We start from the raw sequence: 18006 nt of genomic DNA, 5'->3' as shown, positions 1-18006 counted from the left end.
TTGAGATGTTCCGTAAGCTTCTAGACGAAGGTCGTGCGGGTGAGAACATCGGTGCACTTCTACGTGGTACTAAGCGTGAAGACGTTGAACGTGGTCAAGTACTAGCTAAGCCTGGTTCAATCACTCCACACACGAAATTCACTTCAGAAGTATACGTACTTTCTAAAGATGAAGGTGGTCGTCACACTCCATTCTTCAAAGGTTACCGTCCACAGTTCTACTTCCGTACAACTGACGTAACAGGTGACGTACAGTTACCAGACGGCGTTGAAATGGTAATGCCTGGTGATAACATCAAGATGACTGTAGAACTAATCTGCCCAATCGCGATGGACGAAGGTTTACGCTTCGCTATCCGTGAAGGTGGCCGTACAGTTGGTGCTGGTGTTGTTGCAACTATCGTTGAGTAATCAACTATAGTGATGCATCAAGCATTAAGAAAAACCCGAGCTTAGTCTCGGGTTTTTTTATGGGTGAAAAAAGCTCTCAGCTGTCAGCTTTCAGACGTCAGATTAAATTGGTGGGGTTGGTTTGTGTGGTGTCTCACTCAGTATTCACCCTGTTCACTCTTCGGGTAGGTTGGTTTGAGCGGAGCGAAACCCAACAAAATCCATGTAAACCTGTACTTTGATAAAACCAAACTATCATAAAGCACTCCCAAGGTTATGCTTGAACTAGAAACTAGAAACTAGAAACTAGAAACTAGAACCTTTACCCTCACTAACTCGAAACTTTCCTATGAACTAATTCACTCATTTAGCACTCTTAAAAATAAAACGGGGCGCTTGGGTGTTAAAAGGGAATTACAAAGCATGGATCATCTCAATTTCGTTACATGCTGTTTTGTTGCTGTTATTTGCTCGATATGGAAAGTTTGTGAAACTCCCCGCAGTCGCTGAACCGCCAAAAGTAATCAACGCGTATGTGAGTGTTGATTTAACTTCGTTACCTAGCTTGCAGAAAATCCAAGAAAACCCTTCACCTGAGCAAACAGAAGGAATGCCTGATGAGGTTAATTCTTTGCCAAAAAACGAAGAAACTTCGCAGAGTAGCTCTGGGCAGATAAGTGATTCTAATACAGTTAATCCCACAATAGATGAACCAAAAAAAGCTACCTCTGAGGTTGTAAAGCCTAATCAGGCACTTGAGAATTCAAAAACCACCGCAGTACCATTTAAAAAGCTCAACCCTTATGCGCCAATCCCACAGCTTAATTTTGAAAATGGCTCTTCAAGTGCTTCGTTATTTGGGCAGGTTGAAGACGTGAATGATAATCCGCCAGCAGGCAGGGTTACAGTGCCTGCGCAATTAACCGTCTCTGATAAAGCAACTGTCGTTTGGCAAAATGGCGATGGCAGCAAGCGTATCGAGGTGCTAAATGGCATGTGTTACGGCATAGATTTTAATTCGGTGTTTGGTAAATCTGGAGTGCCAAGCGGATCCCCAAGACCCTGTGAAGATAAAGAAGCAAAACTATTTAAAGATATAATGAATAAGTGGAGTAAAAAGTAATAAAAACACTTTACCTCAACTTAACTTGAGCTTTTAAAGTAGCGTTTTTTGTAATGGATATCGCTATGAACTCACTAGAAAACTATTTATTAAGCCTACAAATCAATTGCTATCACACGTCACTGATACAGATTTCTCAAGTACAAGCGCGTATTTGGCAGTCATTACAAAATAGCTCTAGCTATGCAAATAGCGTAATCGAAGAATTTGAATTAAGCGGACAACCTCTTAGTTATCAACATGCCGCCCTATTTACGCTGGTTTTACAGCAGCTCGGTTATAAAATAAAGCCAACAGAAGAAAATACTTTGTCGGTAAGGCATAACCATTTGTTACATGACATTCGTCTTGTCGAGCAGTTAAACCCTAATGGGGCTTAAGTCATGCTTTACCGTATAAAAAGGCACTTAGCCGAAACTAAGTGCCTTGGCTTAACGAAGTTACCAAATCATTTCTACAAATTCTGGGTGATCCACAAATGGGTTGCGGTTACCTTGATGTTCATAAGCTGCTTGGTTACGGTCAAGCTCTAATTGGCTAACAGGATCCTCGTTATGCCACTTTAATAACATAGCAACAACCCAGCTCTCAAAAACCTGATCAGATGAACCATTCAGTACAGCATTACTGTAGGTTGTGTTGTTTTGCCATGAGCCAATCACGTTTTCATAGCGTGTTGCCATATAGAAATAGGCTCTTGCAAAGTCACCTTTAAATTCATCAATAGGTTCAAAAACCGTTCCTGAGTAATTTAATGAGCTGGCAGCGCTGCCTACTTTGCTGCCGTTACTAGAGGTATAGCTTGCACTAGCTACTTCACCAAACGGGTAGTTACTGCGTTTTGAATTCACATAACCATCAGTGGCAAAAATGTGATGTACGTCTGAATTCATTGGCTCAACCTTACCGCCAAACCAACTTTTCGGGAAAGAATGCTCACGGTTGTAGCAATCAGCTTCGCTGTTGTATGTACCACATTGGTCGCTTACAGCAACATAGTTGTAGCTGTCTTGGCCTGCGGGGTTCTCTGAATAAAGATCTAAAATAGAGTTGTCGTTTTCAAAATACTTATCGCGTGAAGCAATATCGTAAAAACTCCAAATCGCAGAATAGCCTTGAGAGTTGTGACCTTTGATAATGTTGTATAGCTCTGTTTTCAGTGCATAACCACTAAGGCCTTGCGTTGTAACATAGTACCCCGTTGGCTCTGTTGGTGTTGTACCACCCCCGTCACCGCCACCTGAGCTATCACCTAAACTAAACGGCGTAGCTTCTGAGTTTTGGAAGCTTGCACCACTGGCGAGTACTGTTTGACCGAATGAAAGGTTATAGCTACCGTTACCGTAAGAGCAGCATATGCCATCACCATAGCTATCAAAAATAGTAAAGGTATAGTCACCATCAGTTAAACATGCTTGCTCACTGTACTGAGTATTTGCTGCGTAGCTGCCGCCTGATGCTACTGCACTACCTTGGCTATTGGTTATTTGCCAGCTGGTTTCTTCCCCATAGTTATCGGTAGTGAGGGTAAAAGATACTTGGTTATCGGCGCAGCTGCCCGTAGGTGGTGGGGTTGAGCCTGTGTTTGGTGCAAAGTTATCTACATAAACGACTTCGCTGCCATCAAAACCAGTTACATCGTAAAAGCGCAGGCCAACATTAATTGATGTGGTCGCAGAGGCTGTGTACTGATAACTGATTTGTTGCCATTGATTAGTTAATGCTGAGTTAGAATAGCCTTGATAGCCATCAACTACTAAGCGAGCTTTTACGCCGCCTTCGGTATGGTAAACCCAAGCAGAAAACTCATAACTTTCACCCGCCACTACCTCTACTAATTGTTGTAAATCGGTATTACTTTGCGTGCCAGTATTCACCACGACTTGTGCTGAGTAATTACCTGAGTAAACCACATTAGTATTAGCGCTAAGACTAATACCGCTATCAATAGTGCTCCAGCTTGCAGGGGTATTTGCTGACCAGCTTTCGAAGTCGGCGTTACTAACATTTGCCAATGCTGAACTTGCTAAACATAGTAAGCTACTGGCTAGCATATATTTTTTACATGTCCCGTGTGACATTGTATTTTCCTTTTTATATTTTAATAGTTTTTGCTGTTCTCAAAATGAACACAGCGAGTATAGGCTAATTGGCTTATGTTGCAATAATGTTAATTAATAAAAGTTTCTTATTTGGGAATTTTTGCTTTTAACATGTTTTTTTTGGATAAATACTAAATTAATAACTAAATGGAATATCAAAGCAGATTCTATTCTTTTTTAATCGCCTCAGACCTCGTTATTCTTCACGCTCAGATAAACCTTTAAAGCATTTCTATTGGGTCTTTAAAGTCGAAAAAATTGTTCGCGAAATGACAGTAGCAAGTTCGTTTCGCAGTTAACTTTTCAGGGTTACGAGGAATAAATTCATGTTGTTAAGTCAACTAAATGCAGCGGCGAGCCCGCTATCGCAAGAGCAAGTACAAAAGCTGCAAGGCTTAGTGGCTGAACTTAATCCAATTCAGCAAGCATGGGTAAGTGGTTACTTAGCTGCTAATGCCAACGCAGGTGCATTAACCGGTGGTGTTGCTGCCACTCCAGCTGCAGGTGATGCTGCACCGCTAACTATTTTATACGGCTCGCAAACGGGTAACGCAAAAGGCGTGGCGAGCAAGTTAAAAGAGCAAGCAGAGTCGCGCGGTCTAACTGTTAAGCTAGTAAACATGGCTGACTACAAACCAACTGCCCTGAAAAAAGAAAAATTCATCACGGTTGTTGTTTCAACTTACGGTGAGGGCGAGCCACCAGAAGACGCTGAAAGCCTGCATGAGTTTTTAATAACTAAAAAAGCACCAAAACTAGATGATGTTAAAGTGGCTGTGATCGGCTTAGGAGATTCAAGCTACGAGTTCTTCTGCCAAACAGCAAAAGATTTTGAAGAACGTTTTAACAAGCTTGGCGCAGAAACTATTTTCCAGCGTGCTGACCTAGACGTTGATTACGATGATGAAGCAGCTAAGTGGATTGATGGTGCACTTGATGCGTTTGAACCTGATCTTAAAGCGCAGCAGCAAGCAAGTGGTGGTCAAGTTGTGGCTATGCCATTTGGTGCAGCGGCACCAGCAGCAAGCCAATACACCAAGCAAAACCCATTTGCTGCAGAGCTAAGTGTTGTGCAAAAAATTACGGGCCGTGATTCAACCAAAGACGTGCGTCATGTAGAAATCTCATTAGAAGGTTCAGACATCACCTATACACCGGGTGATTCGCTAGGCGTTTACTTCTTAAATGACGAAGCGCTTGTTGATGAAGTACTTACGCTTACACAAATCGATGCATCTAACACGGTTAAACTCGGCGACGAAGAGCTAAGTGTTCGTGATGCATTAATCGAAAAATTAGAATTAACTCAGTCATACCCAGGCTTTGTTGAAAAATATGCAACAGCAACGGGCAATCCTGAATTATTAAAGTTAGTTGAAGATAAAGCGGCAATGCGTGAGTACATCGAACCTCGCCAAATCTTCGATATTATTCGTCAAAACCCAGCTCAACTAGAAGCACAAACCTTAGTAGACTGCTTACGTAAACTACAAGCACGTTTATATTCGATCGCATCTAGCCAAGCAGAAGTTGAAGAAGAAGTTCACTTAACTGTGGGTCTGGTTGAGTTTGATGCATTCGGTAGCGAGCATTTAGGTGGTTGTTCTGGCTATTTAGCACGTCGTGCTGAAGAAGGCTGTAAAGTAAAAGTATTCAGCGAGCATAACGATAACTTCCGTTTACCGGCTAATGATGAAACGCCAATTATCATGGTAGGTCCGGGTACGGGTATTGCCCCATTCCGTGCGTTTTTACAAGAGCGTGATGCTCGTGAAGCAAGCGGTAAAAACTGGTTATTCTTTGGTAACCCACACTTTACTCAAGACTTCTTATACCAAGTAGAAATTCAAGGTTACTTGAAGTCAGGTTTACTGACTAAAGTTGATGTGGCGTTTAGCCGTGATCAAGCTGAAAAAGTTTATGTTCAAGACAAACTTCGCAAAAACAGCCAAGAAGTATTTGCTTGGTTAGAAGCGGGTGCTCATTTGTATATCTGTGGTGACGCAAACCGCATGGCGAAAGATGTTCATCAGGCGCTTGTAGACATTATCAAAGAAAATAGCGGCAAAGATGATGAACAAGCTGAGCAATATTTAAAAGATTTACGTAGCGCAAACCGCTATCAGAAAGACGTGTACTAATCACGTTTAAAGCTAACAGCCGTCACTGTAACAAATTTAGGAAATACCATGAGCGAACAAGACAAAAACGTAAAGCTTTCTGATAACGAGCGTTTGAAAAGAGAAAGTAACTTTTTACGTGGCACAATTGAGCAAGATTTAAAAGACGAGATCACAGGTGGTTTCACTGCTGATAACTTCCAACTGATCCGTTTCCACGGCATGTACCAGCAAGATGACCGTGATATTCGCCCTGAGCGCGCTAAACAAAAACTAGAGCCGTTACATAACGTTATGTTACGTGCTCGTATGCCTGGCGGTATCATCAAGCCAGAGCAATGGTTAGCGATTGATAAGTTTGCTGAAGAGAAAACCAGCTATGGAAGTATTCGTTTAACCACGCGTCAAACGTTCCAGTTCCATGGTGTGCTTAAGCCAAACATTAAAGGCATGCATCAAATGCTTAATAGCGTGGGTATTGACTCAATTGCAACGGCAGGCGATGTAAACCGAAACGTATTATGTACAACTAACCCTGTTGAGTCTGAGCTTCACCAAGAAGCTTACGAGTGGGCTGCGAAGATCTCTGAGCACCTATTACCAAAAACCAAAGCGTACGCAGAAATTTGGTTAAATGGTGAAAAGAGTGAAACCACCGAAGAGCCAATTTTAGGTTCAACTTACTTACCGCGTAAGTTTAAAACCACTGTGACAATTCCACCGAACAATGAAGTGGATGTGCATGCGAACGACTTAAACTTCGTGGCAATTGCAGAAAACGGCAAGTTAGTTGGCTTTAACGTGTTAGTGGGTGGTGGTCTTGCGATGACTCACGGTGATACAGCAACGTATCCACGTAAAGCAGATGACTTTGGTTTTATTCCACTTGAGCATACGTTAAAAATTGCTGAGCACGTGGTGTCTGTACAGCGTGATTGGGGTAACCGCTCTAACCGTAAAAATGCGAAAACTAAGTACACACTAGACCGCGTAGGTTCTGATGTATTTAAAGCTGAAGTTGAAAAACGTGCCGGTGTTCAATTTCAGCAGAGCCGCCCGTATGAGTTCACTCACCGTGGTGACCGCATCGGTTGGGTTGAAGGTATTGATGGTAAGCACCACTTAACGCTGTTTATCCAAAGTGGCCGTATTTTAGATTACCCAAATCAACCTCTTAAAACAGGCTGCCGTAAAATTGCTGAAATTCACCAAGGTGATTTCCGTATGACAGCAAACCAAAACTTGATCATCGCAGGTGTTCCGGCTGATCAAAAAGCGGTAATCGAAGAAATTGCTCGCAACCATGGCTTAATTGATGACAGCCATACAGAGCAGCGTAAAAACTCAATGGCGTGTGTGGCATTGCCAACGTGTCCGTTAGCGATGGCTGAAGCAGAGCGTTATTTACCAAGCTTAATTGAGAAAACTGAAGCGTTATTAGCTAAGCACGGCATCAGCGATGACAACATCATTATGCGTGTTGTGGGTTGTCCGAATGGCTGTGGCCGCGCCATGTTGGCAGAAGCGGGTCTTGTTGGTAAAGGTCCGGGTAAATACAACGTGTACTTAGGCGGTAACCGCGAAGGCACGCGTATTCCAAAATTGTATTTAGAAAATGTCGGCGAAGACGTATACCTAGAAGCATTCGATAAGCTAATTGGCCAATGGGCAAGTGAGCGTAATGAAGGCGAGTGTTTTGGTGATTTTGTAATTCGCAAAGGCATTGTTGCTGAAGTAAAAGTTTCAGTAACCGATTTTCACGCATAATTTTATAAGCGATACCGCTTTAAGGTTTGGAATTAACCATGAGTGAATTTAAAGACATCTTAACGATGAGCAAAGAAGACCAAACAGCCATGCTGGCTGATATTAATGGTCTTTTGGCTGATAAAAGCGCAGAAGAGCGTGTTGCATGGGCACTTGAAAACTTACCAAGCACACACTTTTTGTCGTCGAGCTTTGGTATTCAAGCGGCGGTGATGTTGCACTTAGTAACATCGCAGCAGCCAGATATTCCTGTAGTACTGACTGACACTGGTTATTTGTTCCCTGAAACCTATCAGTTCATCGAGCAAATGACGGAGCGACTTTCGCTTAATCTTAAAGTTTATAAAGCTGAGCTTAGCCCCGCGTGGCAAGAAGCGAAGTTTGGTAAACTTTGGGAGCAAGGTGAAGCCGGTATTAAGCAGTATAATCAACTTAATAAAGTTGAGCCTATGAGCCGCGCATTAAACGAGTTGCAAGCAGGCACCTGGTTTAGTGGTTTACGTCGTGACCAATCATCAAGCCGTGCTGATAAGCAAATTGTTGAAATCAGCCGTGGTACTGTGAAAGTCTACCCACTTATTGAGTGGAACAACCGCGATATTTATCAGTATCTAACTAAGCATGATTTACCGTATCACCCACTTTGGGAACAAGGTTATGTGTCTATGGGTGATGTACACACCACGCGTAAACTTGAACCAGGTATGACAGAAGAAGAGACGCGTTTCTTTGGTTTAAACCGTGAATGTGGCTTACATATTGATGGTGATGGTATCTAATCCTAAATTCCTATCAGAATTTTCTCAAAGCGCAGCTTAGCCTGCGCTTTTTTTGTGCTATTTATATACAATCTCAGGCTTAATTCTATGAGAGAAAATTATGAGTCGTGCTGTTGCTTTTTTATTGTTGTTTTTAATTGTGCCTTTAGTGCGAGCAGAAACTTTGAGGGTTGCGCTTTATGACACAGATTACCCTCCATACCATTTAGTTAGTGGCAAAAAAAAGGGGTTAGTTGATGAGCTACTTGAGCGATTTGCTGAACAGTACAAGCTGAAAACTGACTATATTTTAGTTCCTGAAGTACGTTCACAGCATTTACTTGATGAAGGCAAGGTTGATGTGCGCTTAGAGTCTGAGCAGTGGTATCGCGGAGGTAATCAATACTATTGGAGTGATAGCATCGCAGTTGTGGAAGATATTTTAGTTATGCCGAGAGGTTGTCATATTCCAGCTATTGATGAGCTAGGTGGTTATGTGTTGATGGCCCGCTTTGGCTATACCTACCCACAATTTGAAGCGTTGTTTGCATCTGGAAAATTGCACCGTGAAGACTTTTACTCTGAACTAGATATGCTGAAGGCTTTAGTCGACATGCAGCAAAATCAACGTGTTGCTGTGATCGCAAAAAACACATTGCAGTGGTATGCCTCAAAAAATAATGCTTTTAAAAAATTCACGGTGAGTGATTACAGTGTTGGTAAGGCACCGATGCAATTACAGTTTACTTACAATGAAAAAGGTAAGCGCATGAGCGAGCAATTTAACGAATTTATGAAAAATCTTAAATCATCCGGTGAATTTGCTAAGATTGAGAGTAACTACCAATAATCGGTAAATCGAATGATTAAGCGTTTTTGTTATCTTGCCGTTATGCTGCTACTGACCAGTGTTGCGCTGCTGTTTTATATTAAAAAGCCAGACGGTAAACCTTACTTAGAGCTGAGCATGTTCGAGCGTTACTCGGAAAAAGTTAGTGGTGATGTGAGTGATTTTGCTTCGCAAAGTGCTGATACGCTTAGCAGTCAAGCCAAGAAGCTCACTGAGAAATTGAGTTTTAGCAAAGACGTTAATACAACTGTTGTTGTTTATAAATGGCAAGATGAACATGGTCAGTGGCACTATGCTGATACACCTCACCCTAATTACGTTAGTACTGCGGTAAGTTTAGATCCGAACGACATAACAGTGCTACCTGCAGAGACTTTTCAGGCAGATGAGAAGCAACCAGCAACCGTTAAAGCTAACGAAGCACCTTCAGCGCTTGGCGTATACGACCCTAAAAATGTACAAAAGATGATGCAAGACGCTGAGCAAGTAAAACAGCTTATGGAGCAACGTAACAAGCAACTTGAACAGCAGCTCAAAGAGCAAGGTGGAAATTAGCTCTGTTTGTTATGTGCTTTTAGATCGCTTTCCATTTTCATAAGTAAAATAGTGAGATAAATTTTGGTAGGCAAAGAGAATAGCACACCAACAGCAATACACGCTGCGCTGATCATTATGCCATGTATACCCATGCTATCACTTAAGTAATTACCGGCTAATAAAGAGTGCCCCAATATAATTAGGCAAATACCTAAAATAATAAAGGTTTTTAAGATTCGAATGATGGTTTGTTCAGTCATACAAGCACCTCACTTTAGCCTTAATTAAAGTGTAGGTGCTGTTGTAATTAATGGGATTGTTCTAAATCAAGCAATTGTTGATTATCTATCCAACTTTACTGGGCCGTTGATGTTATCGATGCTTAAATCACCTGAACCCGCTTCGATAATTGTCAGGCCGAGTGTGTCATCCACATAAATACTGCCAGAGCCATCGGTTATGGTAACCAGCCCTTTGATTTGTCTTACATCGATATCGCCAGAGCCATCTTCAATAGTAAGCGCACCAGCCAATGTTTTAACGCTGATACTACCTGATTCGTCAATAATACGCGCAGGTCCTTGGCTGTTCTCTATTTGGATATCACCAGAGTCATCTTCAATATCAATACGCCCTTGGCCTTGGTCTATCATAATTGAGCCAGAATCGTCTTCAATGCTGATATTGCCGCTGACATTGCTAATGCGAATATCGCCCGAGTCATCATCAATATTAATAGTGCGACCACCTTCGATCACAATTGATCCTGAGTCATCATCAATGCTGATATCGTTTTGCATAGCACGTATCACGATATCACCTGAGTCATCATCGATATCTAGGTTAAGATTGCTAGGCACAGAGACAATTAAATCAATATGAGGTGATGAGCCACTGTAAAACGAAAAGTTACCATTATTGAGCTTACTGATAAGCTCTGCGGTGTCGCCGTGCTTTTCGAGGGTTAATGTATAGGTCTCATCGCCTTTAGCCGCATAGATATTAGCATTCACTGTGATAGCCGTGGCGTTGCTGTCGCCTTTGATGATCAGTGAACCTGCTTCGGCATCAATTTTTAGCTCGTTTAAATTGACAGCCGACACGCTTAAGTCTTGTTGTTTTTGTTCTGCGATTTGACCCGGAGAGACATGAATAACACAGCCCGTTAATAATAAACTTGATGAGATGGCCGTTGCGCAAATTGCGCGTTTGAATGATGCAATAGTCATATGGATTCCAAAAATTATTGTGATTTTTATCTGGTTAGCATTTGCAAACTATGGTCCAATTTTAACATGCTGATTTTTATGTGCTTTTCATTTTTTGTAAGTAAGTGTGTTGGTCTAAACTGCAATTAATTGGTGATTTAAACAAAAAAGGGGTTGAAAATTCAGCCCCTTAGTTAACTTAAAAGCAGTTATTGCTCAGCCAGCATATTACGCAGTACATACTGTAAAATACCGCCGTGTTTGTAGTAATCCCACTCTTTCGGGGTATCAATACGCACATCAACACTAAAGCTAATTTGTTTGCCTTCACTGTTAGTGGCAATCACACTAACTTCATTGGTTTTGTCGTATAAGCCTTCAAAGTCGAATGACTCTTGGCCGGTTAGACCCAGTGACTCATAGCTTTCACCTTCTTTAAATTGTAGGGGTAAAACACCCATACCAATCAGGTTTGAACGGTGAATACGCTCATAGCTTTGTGCAATAACGGCTTTAACACCAAGCAGAAGTGAACCTTTAGCAGCCCAGTCACGTGATGAACCTGTACCATATTCCGCGCCTGCTAAAATAATCAGTGGCGTGCCATCTTGCTGATATTGCATCGCTGCATCATAAATACTGGCAAGCTCATCGCTTGGCTGCATACGGGTTACACCGCCTTCGGTACCCGGTGCTAATAGATTACGTAAACGCACATTCGCAAAGGTACCGCGCATCATTACTTCGTGGTTACCACGGCGCGAACCGTACGAGTTAAATTGTGCTTTTTGTACACCGTGCTCTTGCAAGTAAAGACCTGCTGGCGCATCCGCTTTAATCGCACCTGCTGGCGAGATGTGGTCAGTGGTAACTGAGTCACCTAATTTAGCTAAACAGCGCGCACCACTAATGCTAGGAATGCCAGGAGGCTCAATTTCCATACCATCAAAGAATGGCGCTTTTTTGATGTAGGTTGACCCATCATCCCAATCATAAAGTTTGCCATCAGGAATTTGAATTTTCTGCCAACGATCATCACCTTGATATACGTTGCCATAGCTTGATGCGAACATTTCTTTGGTTACAGTTTCGCGGACGAGTTCGTTCACTTCACTAACACTTGGCCAGATATTTTTTAGATAAATGTCATTACCATTAGGGTCTTGCGCAAGCGGCTCGTTATAAACGTCTATATCTGTACGACCCGCAATTGCGTATGCAACCACAAGAGGTGGTGACGCTAAGAAGTTCATTTTCACATCTTGGTGAATACGCCCTTCAAAGTTACGGTTACCCGATAAAATTGAGCTTACAACCAGTTTATGCTTTTGAATTGCATCGGTGATTTCATCAGCTAGTGGGCCTGAGTTACCGATACAGGTTGTACAACCATAACCGACAAGGTTAAAGCCTAACGCATCTAAATCATCCATTAAGTCGGCTTTTTTCAAGTAATCAGTCACCACTTGTGAGCCAGGAGCAAGTGAGGTTTTAACCCATGGTTTAACCTTTAAGCCCAGTTGCTTGGCTTTTTTAGCCACTAGGCCAGCAGCTAAAATAACACTTGGGTTTGACGTGTTTGTACAACTTGTAATTGCAGCAATGACACAAGCGCCATCATTAAGCTCAAACTCTTCTCCTTTAAAGTTAACCTTAGCTGCACCCATAAACTGAGCTTCGTTCACTGGCTCATCAGGGTTAGTGGTTGGGCCTTCATCTTCAATGCGCGCCTCTTGAGCATCGCTTTTATCGCGATGTTGCATACGCTCTTCTTGAAAGCCTTTTAAGTGCTCACCAATAATGCTACCTGCTTTATCAAGGGCGATTCTATCTTGCGGGCGCTTAGGACCAGCAAGGCTTGGCACAACATCATCAAGTGATAGCTCTAGTGTGTCGGTATAATGAGCTTCATCGCCAGGGTTACGCCATAAACCTTGGTGCTTTGCATAGTCCTCGATGAGTTTAAGTTGCTTGTCATCGCGGTTAGTTAAACGTAGGTAGTTGATGGTTTCATCATCAATTGGGAAAATACCGCAGGTTGCACCATACTCAGGCGCCATGTTTGCGATAGTTGCACGGTCTGCAAGCGGTAAATCAGCAAGACCATCACCATAAAACTCAACAAATTTACCCACTACGCCATGGTTACGCAGCATTTCTGTTACGGTTAGTACCAGGTCTGTTGCAGTTGTGCCTTCTGGCAGGCGACCATTGAGCTTAAAGCCAACGACCTGTGGAATAAGTAAGCTGATTGGTTGACCAAGCATTGCGGCTTCGGCTTCAATACCACCTACACCCCAGCCTAATACCCCAAGACCATTGATCATGGTGGTGTGCGAATCGGTTCCGACTAGGGTATCTGGGTAGGCGAGTGATTTACCATTTTTACTATCGTTAAATACCACGCGGGCTAAATATTCTAAGTTAACTTGGTGTACGATACCGGTTGCTGGTGGCACGACTTTCAAGTTATCGAAGGCCGTTTGCCCCCAGCGTAAAAATTCGTAACGCTCTTTGTTACGCTCATATTCAAGTTTCGCATTTAAGTCGAATGAGCCATCTTCACCGTAGCCGTCAACTTGTACTGAGTGGTCAATAACAAGCTCAGCAGGCGACAGCGGATTAATTTTTGCGGGGTCGCCGCCAAGTTTTTCCATGGCATCACGCATCGCGGCTAAATCGACAATGGCGGGTACGCCGGTAAAATCTTGCATTACAACGCGAGCAGGCGTAAACGCTACTTCTGCGGATGGTTTCGCTTGAGGGTCCCAGTTTAGTAAAGCATCGATATCTTGCTTTTTAATATTAACGCCATCTTCATTGCGCAACAGGTTTTCAAGTAAGATTTTTAGAGAGAATGGCAGACGTTTTGCTTTGTCGCCTAAACCTTGTAAAGAGTGAATATGATATTGCTCACCATTAATCGTAAGCTGCTTTTGGGTATCAAAACTGTTATTCATTATTTGCCCCTGTGGTTTGAGTAAGCAATTTGGCTTGCTTTGTTGTTTCCTTTTCGAAATAGACACAGTGATATTGCAAACTTAATACCAGCTGAGAAATTCATCTAGCTGATGAAAAAATATGCTACCTAATATAGTTGCTGCTGATGTGATTTATTTCAAGGGAGAGAGGCAGATAAAAAGGGTAGTCACTTTAAACTACCCTCAGAAATAAGTGTTTTTAGTTAAGCCAGTTTTGTTGTTTACCTTTATGGCTAATAAACAGTAATAGTAAACCAATAACGATAACACACAATGGCATTGCTAATGCGCTAGTACCAAACATAGCAAGGCTATCTATCACCACAAAATTATAATATTGCTGGACTAATACGGCGATAAACGAGATTAAAAATAGCTCGCGCGCAAGGGCTTTTTTTGCCAGTAATAATATGCTCGCGAAGCTTGCTGCAAACACGGCAATCGCAAAGGCAGCCGTTGACCAGAGCGGTATGTCGCGGTATGCGGCTTGTTGTGCTTCGGGGAGTTGGTTAATCATTTCGGGTGTGATCAACAGTTGCATTACGAACGCAATGACACCTAAAAGATTCCATACAAGGGCTGCCCAAGCTAGTGGCTTGAGCCAAGCTGGAGGATTCATAAATCACCTTTTATTGTTGTTATAATCGCATTCAATTAAAGGTGATTTATGCTAACTAAGCAAGCTCTAGTTAACCAAACGAGATAGGACGGCGACCGGTTTTTTCGTCTACTTTTGGCTTTTTAGTACGTTTACGCTTCGATTTTTTTGGCGCTTCTTCAGCGCTTTGTGGTTGTGCTTTTTGTACAGGTTCCGGTGGGCGAGGATTTGGTGTTGCATCTTCGCTTAGTGTCAGTTGGAACAACTCACCATCGAAAGCCAGCACGTCACCACTGTATAATTTTTTCCGTTTTATTGTACAAATTTCATAGTTAACTCCAACATAACCTTCACCAATTAAGGCTTTTGCTTGGCCGCCTGTTTCGACTAGGTCGAGCACTTTTAGCAAGTTGCATAACTCTATTGGCTCTTCTTCTAGTTCAATTTCGATGAAATCTTCGTTCATGTTGGTCTCTCTTAATTCAATCGCAGCCATTATAAAGCCTAGCACTCAATTGAACCAAGATTAAATTTTTAAGCTCTTCAAGCGGTTAAAATTTGCAGCAATAAATAATCTGACATTTTTATAACAGTAAAAAAACTGCAGTATTTACTGGGTACACTGCGCGCGTTTGGAATTGGTGTACAAATTGCTAAATGCATGTCCGTTTCATTTTTTATTCGTTCAGGAGAAGTTGTAATGGGCGTAAGATCAGCGCTAAGAAAAGAGTTAATGGGTTTGCAAGATTCGTCATTGCTTGCTGCAGATGATGTGCGAGCTTTGTTAACGCAAACAATTAAGTCTCAGCCTGAAAAGTCAGAACAAGGTTTTGCGTTAATTTCGCGTTTTAATGATAACCATAGCCAGTTAAGTTCAGGTGAAACAAATAAAGAAAAACTGCTTCAGCATCAAACTCACCGTTTATTTAAAGATATTCTATATACCCGTCAAAGTGTTAATAGTTGGCTAAAAAAACATCTTAGTTGATTTATTGTTTTTCTCACTTTAGACTACATTTGTAATCTAAAGTGAGAAAGAACATGAAAAGGATAATTTCAGCAGCCATATTTTTAATTTTGGCAGGTTGTCAGCAAGCTACAGTCTACGTATACACAGAAAACCTTGAACAGTCGCAGTTGCAATCATTAGAGCAAGCATTAAATAAACAAAGCTTACCCTATGAATATACCCAGCTTCCTGTGCCAAGAGAGTTTACTGATGCAACCTTAATGCTATCGAGCGATAAAATTCTTACTCATGAAGCCGAGCAACTAGCTGAAATTATGCAGGGACTGGGTTATCAAGCTGAAATTAAGTACACCACAGATGCCAATCACTTTTACAATCATGGCAATATTGGCTTTTACTTAAGAGCTAAAAATACCACCACCAGTTTTACTATGCCGGCTCGTGTACTCACCACTGGATGCGTTGAAGACAAGTATAATGATCTTGCAGTTACATTTAATGATAAGCAGGCGCACTTTACCCTTACAAGTGGTAGAAAAGTCTCCCTAGATTGGGATTATTTATATGGCTACCTAGTCATTTATTATAAAAATTATTCGCAAACATACAGTCATTTAACGCCAGAAGTGAGCACTCCTTTTGGTATGAAACCATCAGATACTTACCGTTACACGGCACGTGTTAATAGCCCAAGTTGGTTAAATTGCTCATTACAAATTGTGTATATGGACTAGCTTCGCGACTCAAGGTAATTACTAAGCTTAGTAATACGCTCACTCATGCCTTCGATAATGCGATCTTTAATTTTCTCACGGATTACATTAGGTAAGCGGGTGAGTGCTTCAGGGGAAATAGCTAACAAAATGGTATCGACTCTAGCGCGTGCACTGGTACTGTGCTCTCGGTTATTGATAAAAGCACCTTCACCGATAAATTCACCGGGCTCAATGGTGCCAAGTTCGAGTAAATGACTTTGTTTGAATACCATCAGTGAGCCGCTTAGCACGATATATAGCCGTTTATCAGCATCGTATTGTTTAAAAACAGCACGGCCTTGTTTGACCAAATATAAATGACTGAATGACTCTAATAACACTTGTCGTTCGCTGAGAGTAAACTCTCTAAAGAACGACAATCTGTTAATAATTTCCATTTGTTTAATTAGTGGAATGTGTTCGATTAACTTCATTGACTCACATAGGTATAGCGCGAAATTAGCTAATATTGCGCTCTTTTAGCTTGCGGGTCAATGTATTGCGGCCCCAACCAATCTTCACTGCGGCTTCTTGCTTGTGGCCAGCACAGTTGGCAAGGGCGGTTTTAATCAAACGAGTTTCGAGTTGTGCTTGAATGGCAGGCCAAATATTTTCTTTGCCTTGTTTAAGTTCAAGGTTAAGCCATTGTTGAAATGCATCCAGCCAATCGCCTTCTTGCTCAGTTGGTGTAACAGCAACAATCTCTGGTGGTAAATCTTGCTCGCTGATCAGCTCACCCGGTGCCATAACCGTTAACCAGCGGCAGGTATTCTCTAATTGGCGCACGTTACCTGGCCAATTGAATAAGCGCAGTTGTTCGGTTGCTTTAGGGCTTAAAATTTTGCTTTCAACCTGCAGCTCTTTGGCACTTTTATGTAAAAAGTGTTGTGCTAGTCGTTCAATATCTTCAGTACGCTCACGTAGCGCGGGTAAGCGTAAACGCACCACGTTTAAGCGATGGAATAAGTCGTCACGAAACTTACCTTGTTTTACCAAGTCTTCGAGGTTTTGGTGCGTTGCAGCGATAATACGTACATCAACTTTAATACTTTGATGACCACCAACGCGGTAAAACTCACCATCGGCTAACACGCGTAATAAACGCGTTTGTACATCGAGCGGCATATCACCTATTTCATCTAAAAATAAGGTGCCGCCATTCGCTTGTTCAAAACGGCCTTTACGAATACTGTCGGCTCCAGTGAACGCGCCTTTTTCGTGACCGAATAACTCTGACTCGACCAATTCTTTTGGAATGGCAGCCATATTCAAAGCTATAAATTGGTTTTCTTTACGAGGGCTGTGGTTATGCAGGGCACTAGCAACAAGCTCTTTACCTGTCCCTGACTCACCATTAATCAGCACACTCATACTTGATGCTGATAATTTACCAATTGCCCTAAACACCTCTTGCATAGCAGGCGCTTCGCCTATGATATGCGCATTGGTTTGTGGTGCTTGCTTACGTTTAGTTTTTTTCGTTGAATTAGCACGGCATGCGCTTTCGACTAGCGCGACAGCTTCATCTAAATCGAACGGTTTAGCGAGATACTCAAATGCCCCTTTTTGGAAGGCATTTACCGCCGAATCTAAGTCTGAGTGAGCGGTCATGATGATCACTGGCAGGCCAGGGTTTTGCTCAGCAATAGTCTCGAGTAACGCCATACCGTCCATACCCGGCATTCGTACATCAGATACTAATACCGTTGGCTGGCTAAACTTTAATGCATTAAGCACATCTTGTGCGTTCGCATAGCTTTCAGTTTCAAATCCTGCACGTGCCAACGCTTTCTCTAGTACAAAGCGAATTGAGGCATCATCATCAACTAACCAGACTGTTTTCATGAC

At 42.1% G+C, this 18006-nt stretch carries 17 protein-coding genes and 1 pseudogene; 10 read left to right on the top strand and 8 right to left on the bottom strand.

The window, feature by feature from the left end:
• The 3 genes and pseudogenes from tuf to AUR67_RS02705 form a co-directional block, all read left to right on the top strand.
• Window positions 1-410: pseudogene (gene tuf / locus AUR67_RS02715) on the top strand (elongation factor Tu); the annotation flags it as partial.
• A gap of 379 nt (window positions 411-789) precedes the next feature.
• The gene (locus AUR67_RS02710; protein ID WP_152996463.1) at window positions 790-1512 is read left to right on the top strand and encodes a hypothetical protein; all 723 of its coding nucleotides are present in this window, start codon (window positions 790-792) and stop codon (window positions 1510-1512) included.
• Between the two features lie 65 nt (window positions 1513-1577).
• Window positions 1578-1892: a hypothetical protein gene (locus AUR67_RS02705; RefSeq protein ID WP_058584012.1), complete on the top strand. Its 315-nt coding sequence runs from the start codon at window positions 1578-1580 to the stop codon at window positions 1890-1892.
• A gap of 60 nt (window positions 1893-1952) precedes the next feature.
• On the opposite strand, the gene AUR67_RS02700 is transcribed toward AUR67_RS02705, so the two are convergent.
• On the bottom strand, window positions 1953-3593 hold the full coding sequence (locus AUR67_RS02700; RefSeq protein WP_058584011.1) for an endonuclease: 1641 nt from the start codon (window positions 3591-3593) through the stop codon (window positions 1953-1955).
• 347 nt (window positions 3594-3940) lie between these two features.
• Between AUR67_RS02700 and AUR67_RS02695 the strand changes: the two genes are divergently transcribed.
• From AUR67_RS02695 to AUR67_RS02675, 5 genes are all read left to right on the top strand, one after another.
• The gene (locus AUR67_RS02695) at window positions 3941-5755 is read left to right on the top strand and encodes an assimilatory sulfite reductase (NADPH) flavoprotein subunit (protein WP_058584010.1); all 1815 of its coding nucleotides are present in this window, start codon (window positions 3941-3943) and stop codon (window positions 5753-5755) included.
• A 48-nt stretch (window positions 5756-5803) separates the two neighbouring features.
• On the top strand, window positions 5804-7501 hold the full coding sequence (gene cysI / locus AUR67_RS02690) for an assimilatory sulfite reductase (NADPH) hemoprotein subunit (protein WP_058584009.1): 1698 nt from the start codon (window positions 5804-5806) through the stop codon (window positions 7499-7501).
• 38 nt (window positions 7502-7539) lie between these two features.
• The gene (locus AUR67_RS02685; RefSeq protein ID WP_058584008.1) at window positions 7540-8280 is read left to right on the top strand and encodes a phosphoadenylyl-sulfate reductase; all 741 of its coding nucleotides are present in this window, start codon (window positions 7540-7542) and stop codon (window positions 8278-8280) included.
• Window positions 8281-8380: 100 nt separating this feature from the next.
• On the top strand, window positions 8381-9109 hold the full coding sequence (locus AUR67_RS02680) for a substrate-binding periplasmic protein (RefSeq protein ID WP_058584007.1): 729 nt from the start codon (window positions 8381-8383) through the stop codon (window positions 9107-9109).
• Between the two features lie 12 nt (window positions 9110-9121).
• Window positions 9122-9664, top strand: coding sequence for a DUF4124 domain-containing protein (locus AUR67_RS02675; protein WP_058584006.1), 543 nt, complete (start codon window positions 9122-9124; stop codon window positions 9662-9664).
• On the opposite strand, the gene AUR67_RS02670 is transcribed toward AUR67_RS02675, so the two are convergent.
• From AUR67_RS02670 to AUR67_RS02650, 5 genes are all read right to left on the bottom strand, one after another.
• A complete protein-coding gene (locus tag AUR67_RS02670) occupies window positions 9661-9906 on the bottom strand; it encodes a hypothetical protein (protein ID WP_058584005.1) in 246 nt (81 codons plus the stop codon). The two genes, AUR67_RS02675 and AUR67_RS02670, sit on opposite strands and share 4 nt — an antisense overlap.
• Before the next feature lie 81 nt (window positions 9907-9987).
• Window positions 9988-10875: a DUF4097 family beta strand repeat-containing protein gene (locus AUR67_RS02665; protein ID WP_058584004.1), complete on the bottom strand. Its 888-nt coding sequence runs from the start codon at window positions 10873-10875 to the stop codon at window positions 9988-9990.
• A 188-nt stretch (window positions 10876-11063) separates the two neighbouring features.
• Window positions 11064-13814 carry an aconitate hydratase AcnA gene (gene acnA, locus AUR67_RS02660; RefSeq protein ID WP_058584003.1) on the bottom strand — a complete coding sequence of 917 codons (2751 nt, stop codon included), beginning with the start codon at window positions 13812-13814 and terminating at the stop codon, window positions 11064-11066.
• Window positions 13815-14034: 220 nt separating this feature from the next.
• On the bottom strand, window positions 14035-14454 hold the full coding sequence (locus AUR67_RS02655) for a hypothetical protein (RefSeq protein ID WP_054563443.1): 420 nt from the start codon (window positions 14452-14454) through the stop codon (window positions 14035-14037).
• A 70-nt stretch (window positions 14455-14524) separates the two neighbouring features.
• Window positions 14525-14899 carry an RNA-binding S4 domain-containing protein gene (locus tag AUR67_RS02650; protein WP_054563502.1) on the bottom strand — a complete coding sequence of 125 codons (375 nt, stop codon included), beginning with the start codon at window positions 14897-14899 and terminating at the stop codon, window positions 14525-14527.
• A 234-nt stretch (window positions 14900-15133) separates the two neighbouring features.
• Here AUR67_RS02650 and AUR67_RS02645 point away from each other — a divergent pair, with 234 nt between their 5' ends.
• Together AUR67_RS02645 and AUR67_RS02640 are read left to right on the top strand one after the other, a co-directional pair.
• Window positions 15134-15421 (top strand): hypothetical protein, encoded by a 288-nt coding sequence (locus AUR67_RS02645; RefSeq protein ID WP_055198928.1) that lies wholly within the window; start codon window positions 15134-15136, stop codon window positions 15419-15421.
• A 53-nt stretch (window positions 15422-15474) separates the two neighbouring features.
• Window positions 15475-16137, top strand: a complete 663-nt coding sequence (locus tag AUR67_RS02640; RefSeq protein WP_058584002.1) for a hypothetical protein — start codon at window positions 15475-15477, stop codon at window positions 16135-16137.
• Here the strand turns inward: AUR67_RS02640 and AUR67_RS02635 are convergent.
• Together AUR67_RS02635 and ntrC are read right to left on the bottom strand one after the other, a co-directional pair.
• Window positions 16134-16592, bottom strand: a complete 459-nt coding sequence (locus AUR67_RS02635) for a cyclic nucleotide-binding domain-containing protein (RefSeq protein WP_054563446.1) — start codon at window positions 16590-16592, stop codon at window positions 16134-16136. The genes AUR67_RS02640 and AUR67_RS02635 overlap by 4 nt on opposite strands.
• A 25-nt stretch (window positions 16593-16617) precedes the next feature.
• The gene (gene ntrC / locus AUR67_RS02630) at window positions 16618-18003 is read right to left on the bottom strand and encodes a nitrogen regulation protein NR(I) (RefSeq protein ID WP_055198930.1); all 1386 of its coding nucleotides are present in this window, start codon (window positions 18001-18003) and stop codon (window positions 16618-16620) included.
• Window positions 18004-18006: the final 3 nt, after the last annotated feature.

This window comes from Pseudoalteromonas sp. XI10 (genome assembly GCF_001469895.1).
Classification (GTDB): domain Bacteria; phylum Pseudomonadota; class Gammaproteobacteria; order Enterobacterales; family Alteromonadaceae; genus Pseudoalteromonas.
Note: the sequence above shows the minus strand (reverse complement) of the source record. Positions and strands in the feature narration are given on the sequence as shown.

Coding starts and splice junctions, on each gene's coding strand:
- AUR67_RS02670 (WP_058584005.1), bottom strand. CDS start 9,906: ATGACTGAACAAACCATCATTCGAATCTTAAAAACCTTTATTATTTTA.
- AUR67_RS02680 (WP_058584007.1), top strand. CDS start 8,381: ATGAGTCGTGCTGTTGCTTTTTTATTGTTGTTTTTAATTGTGCCTTTA.
- AUR67_RS02675 (WP_058584006.1), top strand. CDS start 9,122: ATGATTAAGCGTTTTTGTTATCTTGCCGTTATGCTGCTACTGACCAGT.
- AUR67_RS02705 (WP_058584012.1), top strand. CDS start 1,578: ATGAACTCACTAGAAAACTATTTATTAAGCCTACAAATCAATTGCTAT.
- AUR67_RS02645 (WP_055198928.1), top strand. CDS start 15,134: ATGGGCGTAAGATCAGCGCTAAGAAAAGAGTTAATGGGTTTGCAAGAT.
- AUR67_RS02685 (WP_058584008.1), top strand. CDS start 7,540: ATGAGTGAATTTAAAGACATCTTAACGATGAGCAAAGAAGACCAAACA.
- cysI (WP_058584009.1), top strand. CDS start 5,804: ATGAGCGAACAAGACAAAAACGTAAAGCTTTCTGATAACGAGCGTTTG.
- AUR67_RS02700 (WP_058584011.1), bottom strand. CDS start 3,593: ATGTCACACGGGACATGTAAAAAATATATGCTAGCCAGTAGCTTACTA.
- AUR67_RS02650 (WP_054563502.1), bottom strand. CDS start 14,899: ATGAACGAAGATTTCATCGAAATTGAACTAGAAGAAGAGCCAATAGAG.
- acnA (WP_058584003.1), bottom strand. CDS start 13,814: ATGAATAACAGTTTTGATACCCAAAAGCAGCTTACGATTAATGGTGAG.
- AUR67_RS02635 (WP_054563446.1), bottom strand. CDS start 16,592: ATGAAGTTAATCGAACACATTCCACTAATTAAACAAATGGAAATTATT.
- AUR67_RS02640 (WP_058584002.1), top strand. CDS start 15,475: ATGAAAAGGATAATTTCAGCAGCCATATTTTTAATTTTGGCAGGTTGT.
- AUR67_RS02665 (WP_058584004.1), bottom strand. CDS start 10,875: ATGACTATTGCATCATTCAAACGCGCAATTTGCGCAACGGCCATCTCA.
- AUR67_RS02695 (WP_058584010.1), top strand. CDS start 3,941: ATGTTGTTAAGTCAACTAAATGCAGCGGCGAGCCCGCTATCGCAAGAG.
- AUR67_RS02655 (WP_054563443.1), bottom strand. CDS start 14,454: ATGAATCCTCCAGCTTGGCTCAAGCCACTAGCTTGGGCAGCCCTTGTA.
- ntrC (WP_055198930.1), bottom strand. CDS start 18,003: ATGAAAACAGTCTGGTTAGTTGATGATGATGCCTCAATTCGCTTTGTA.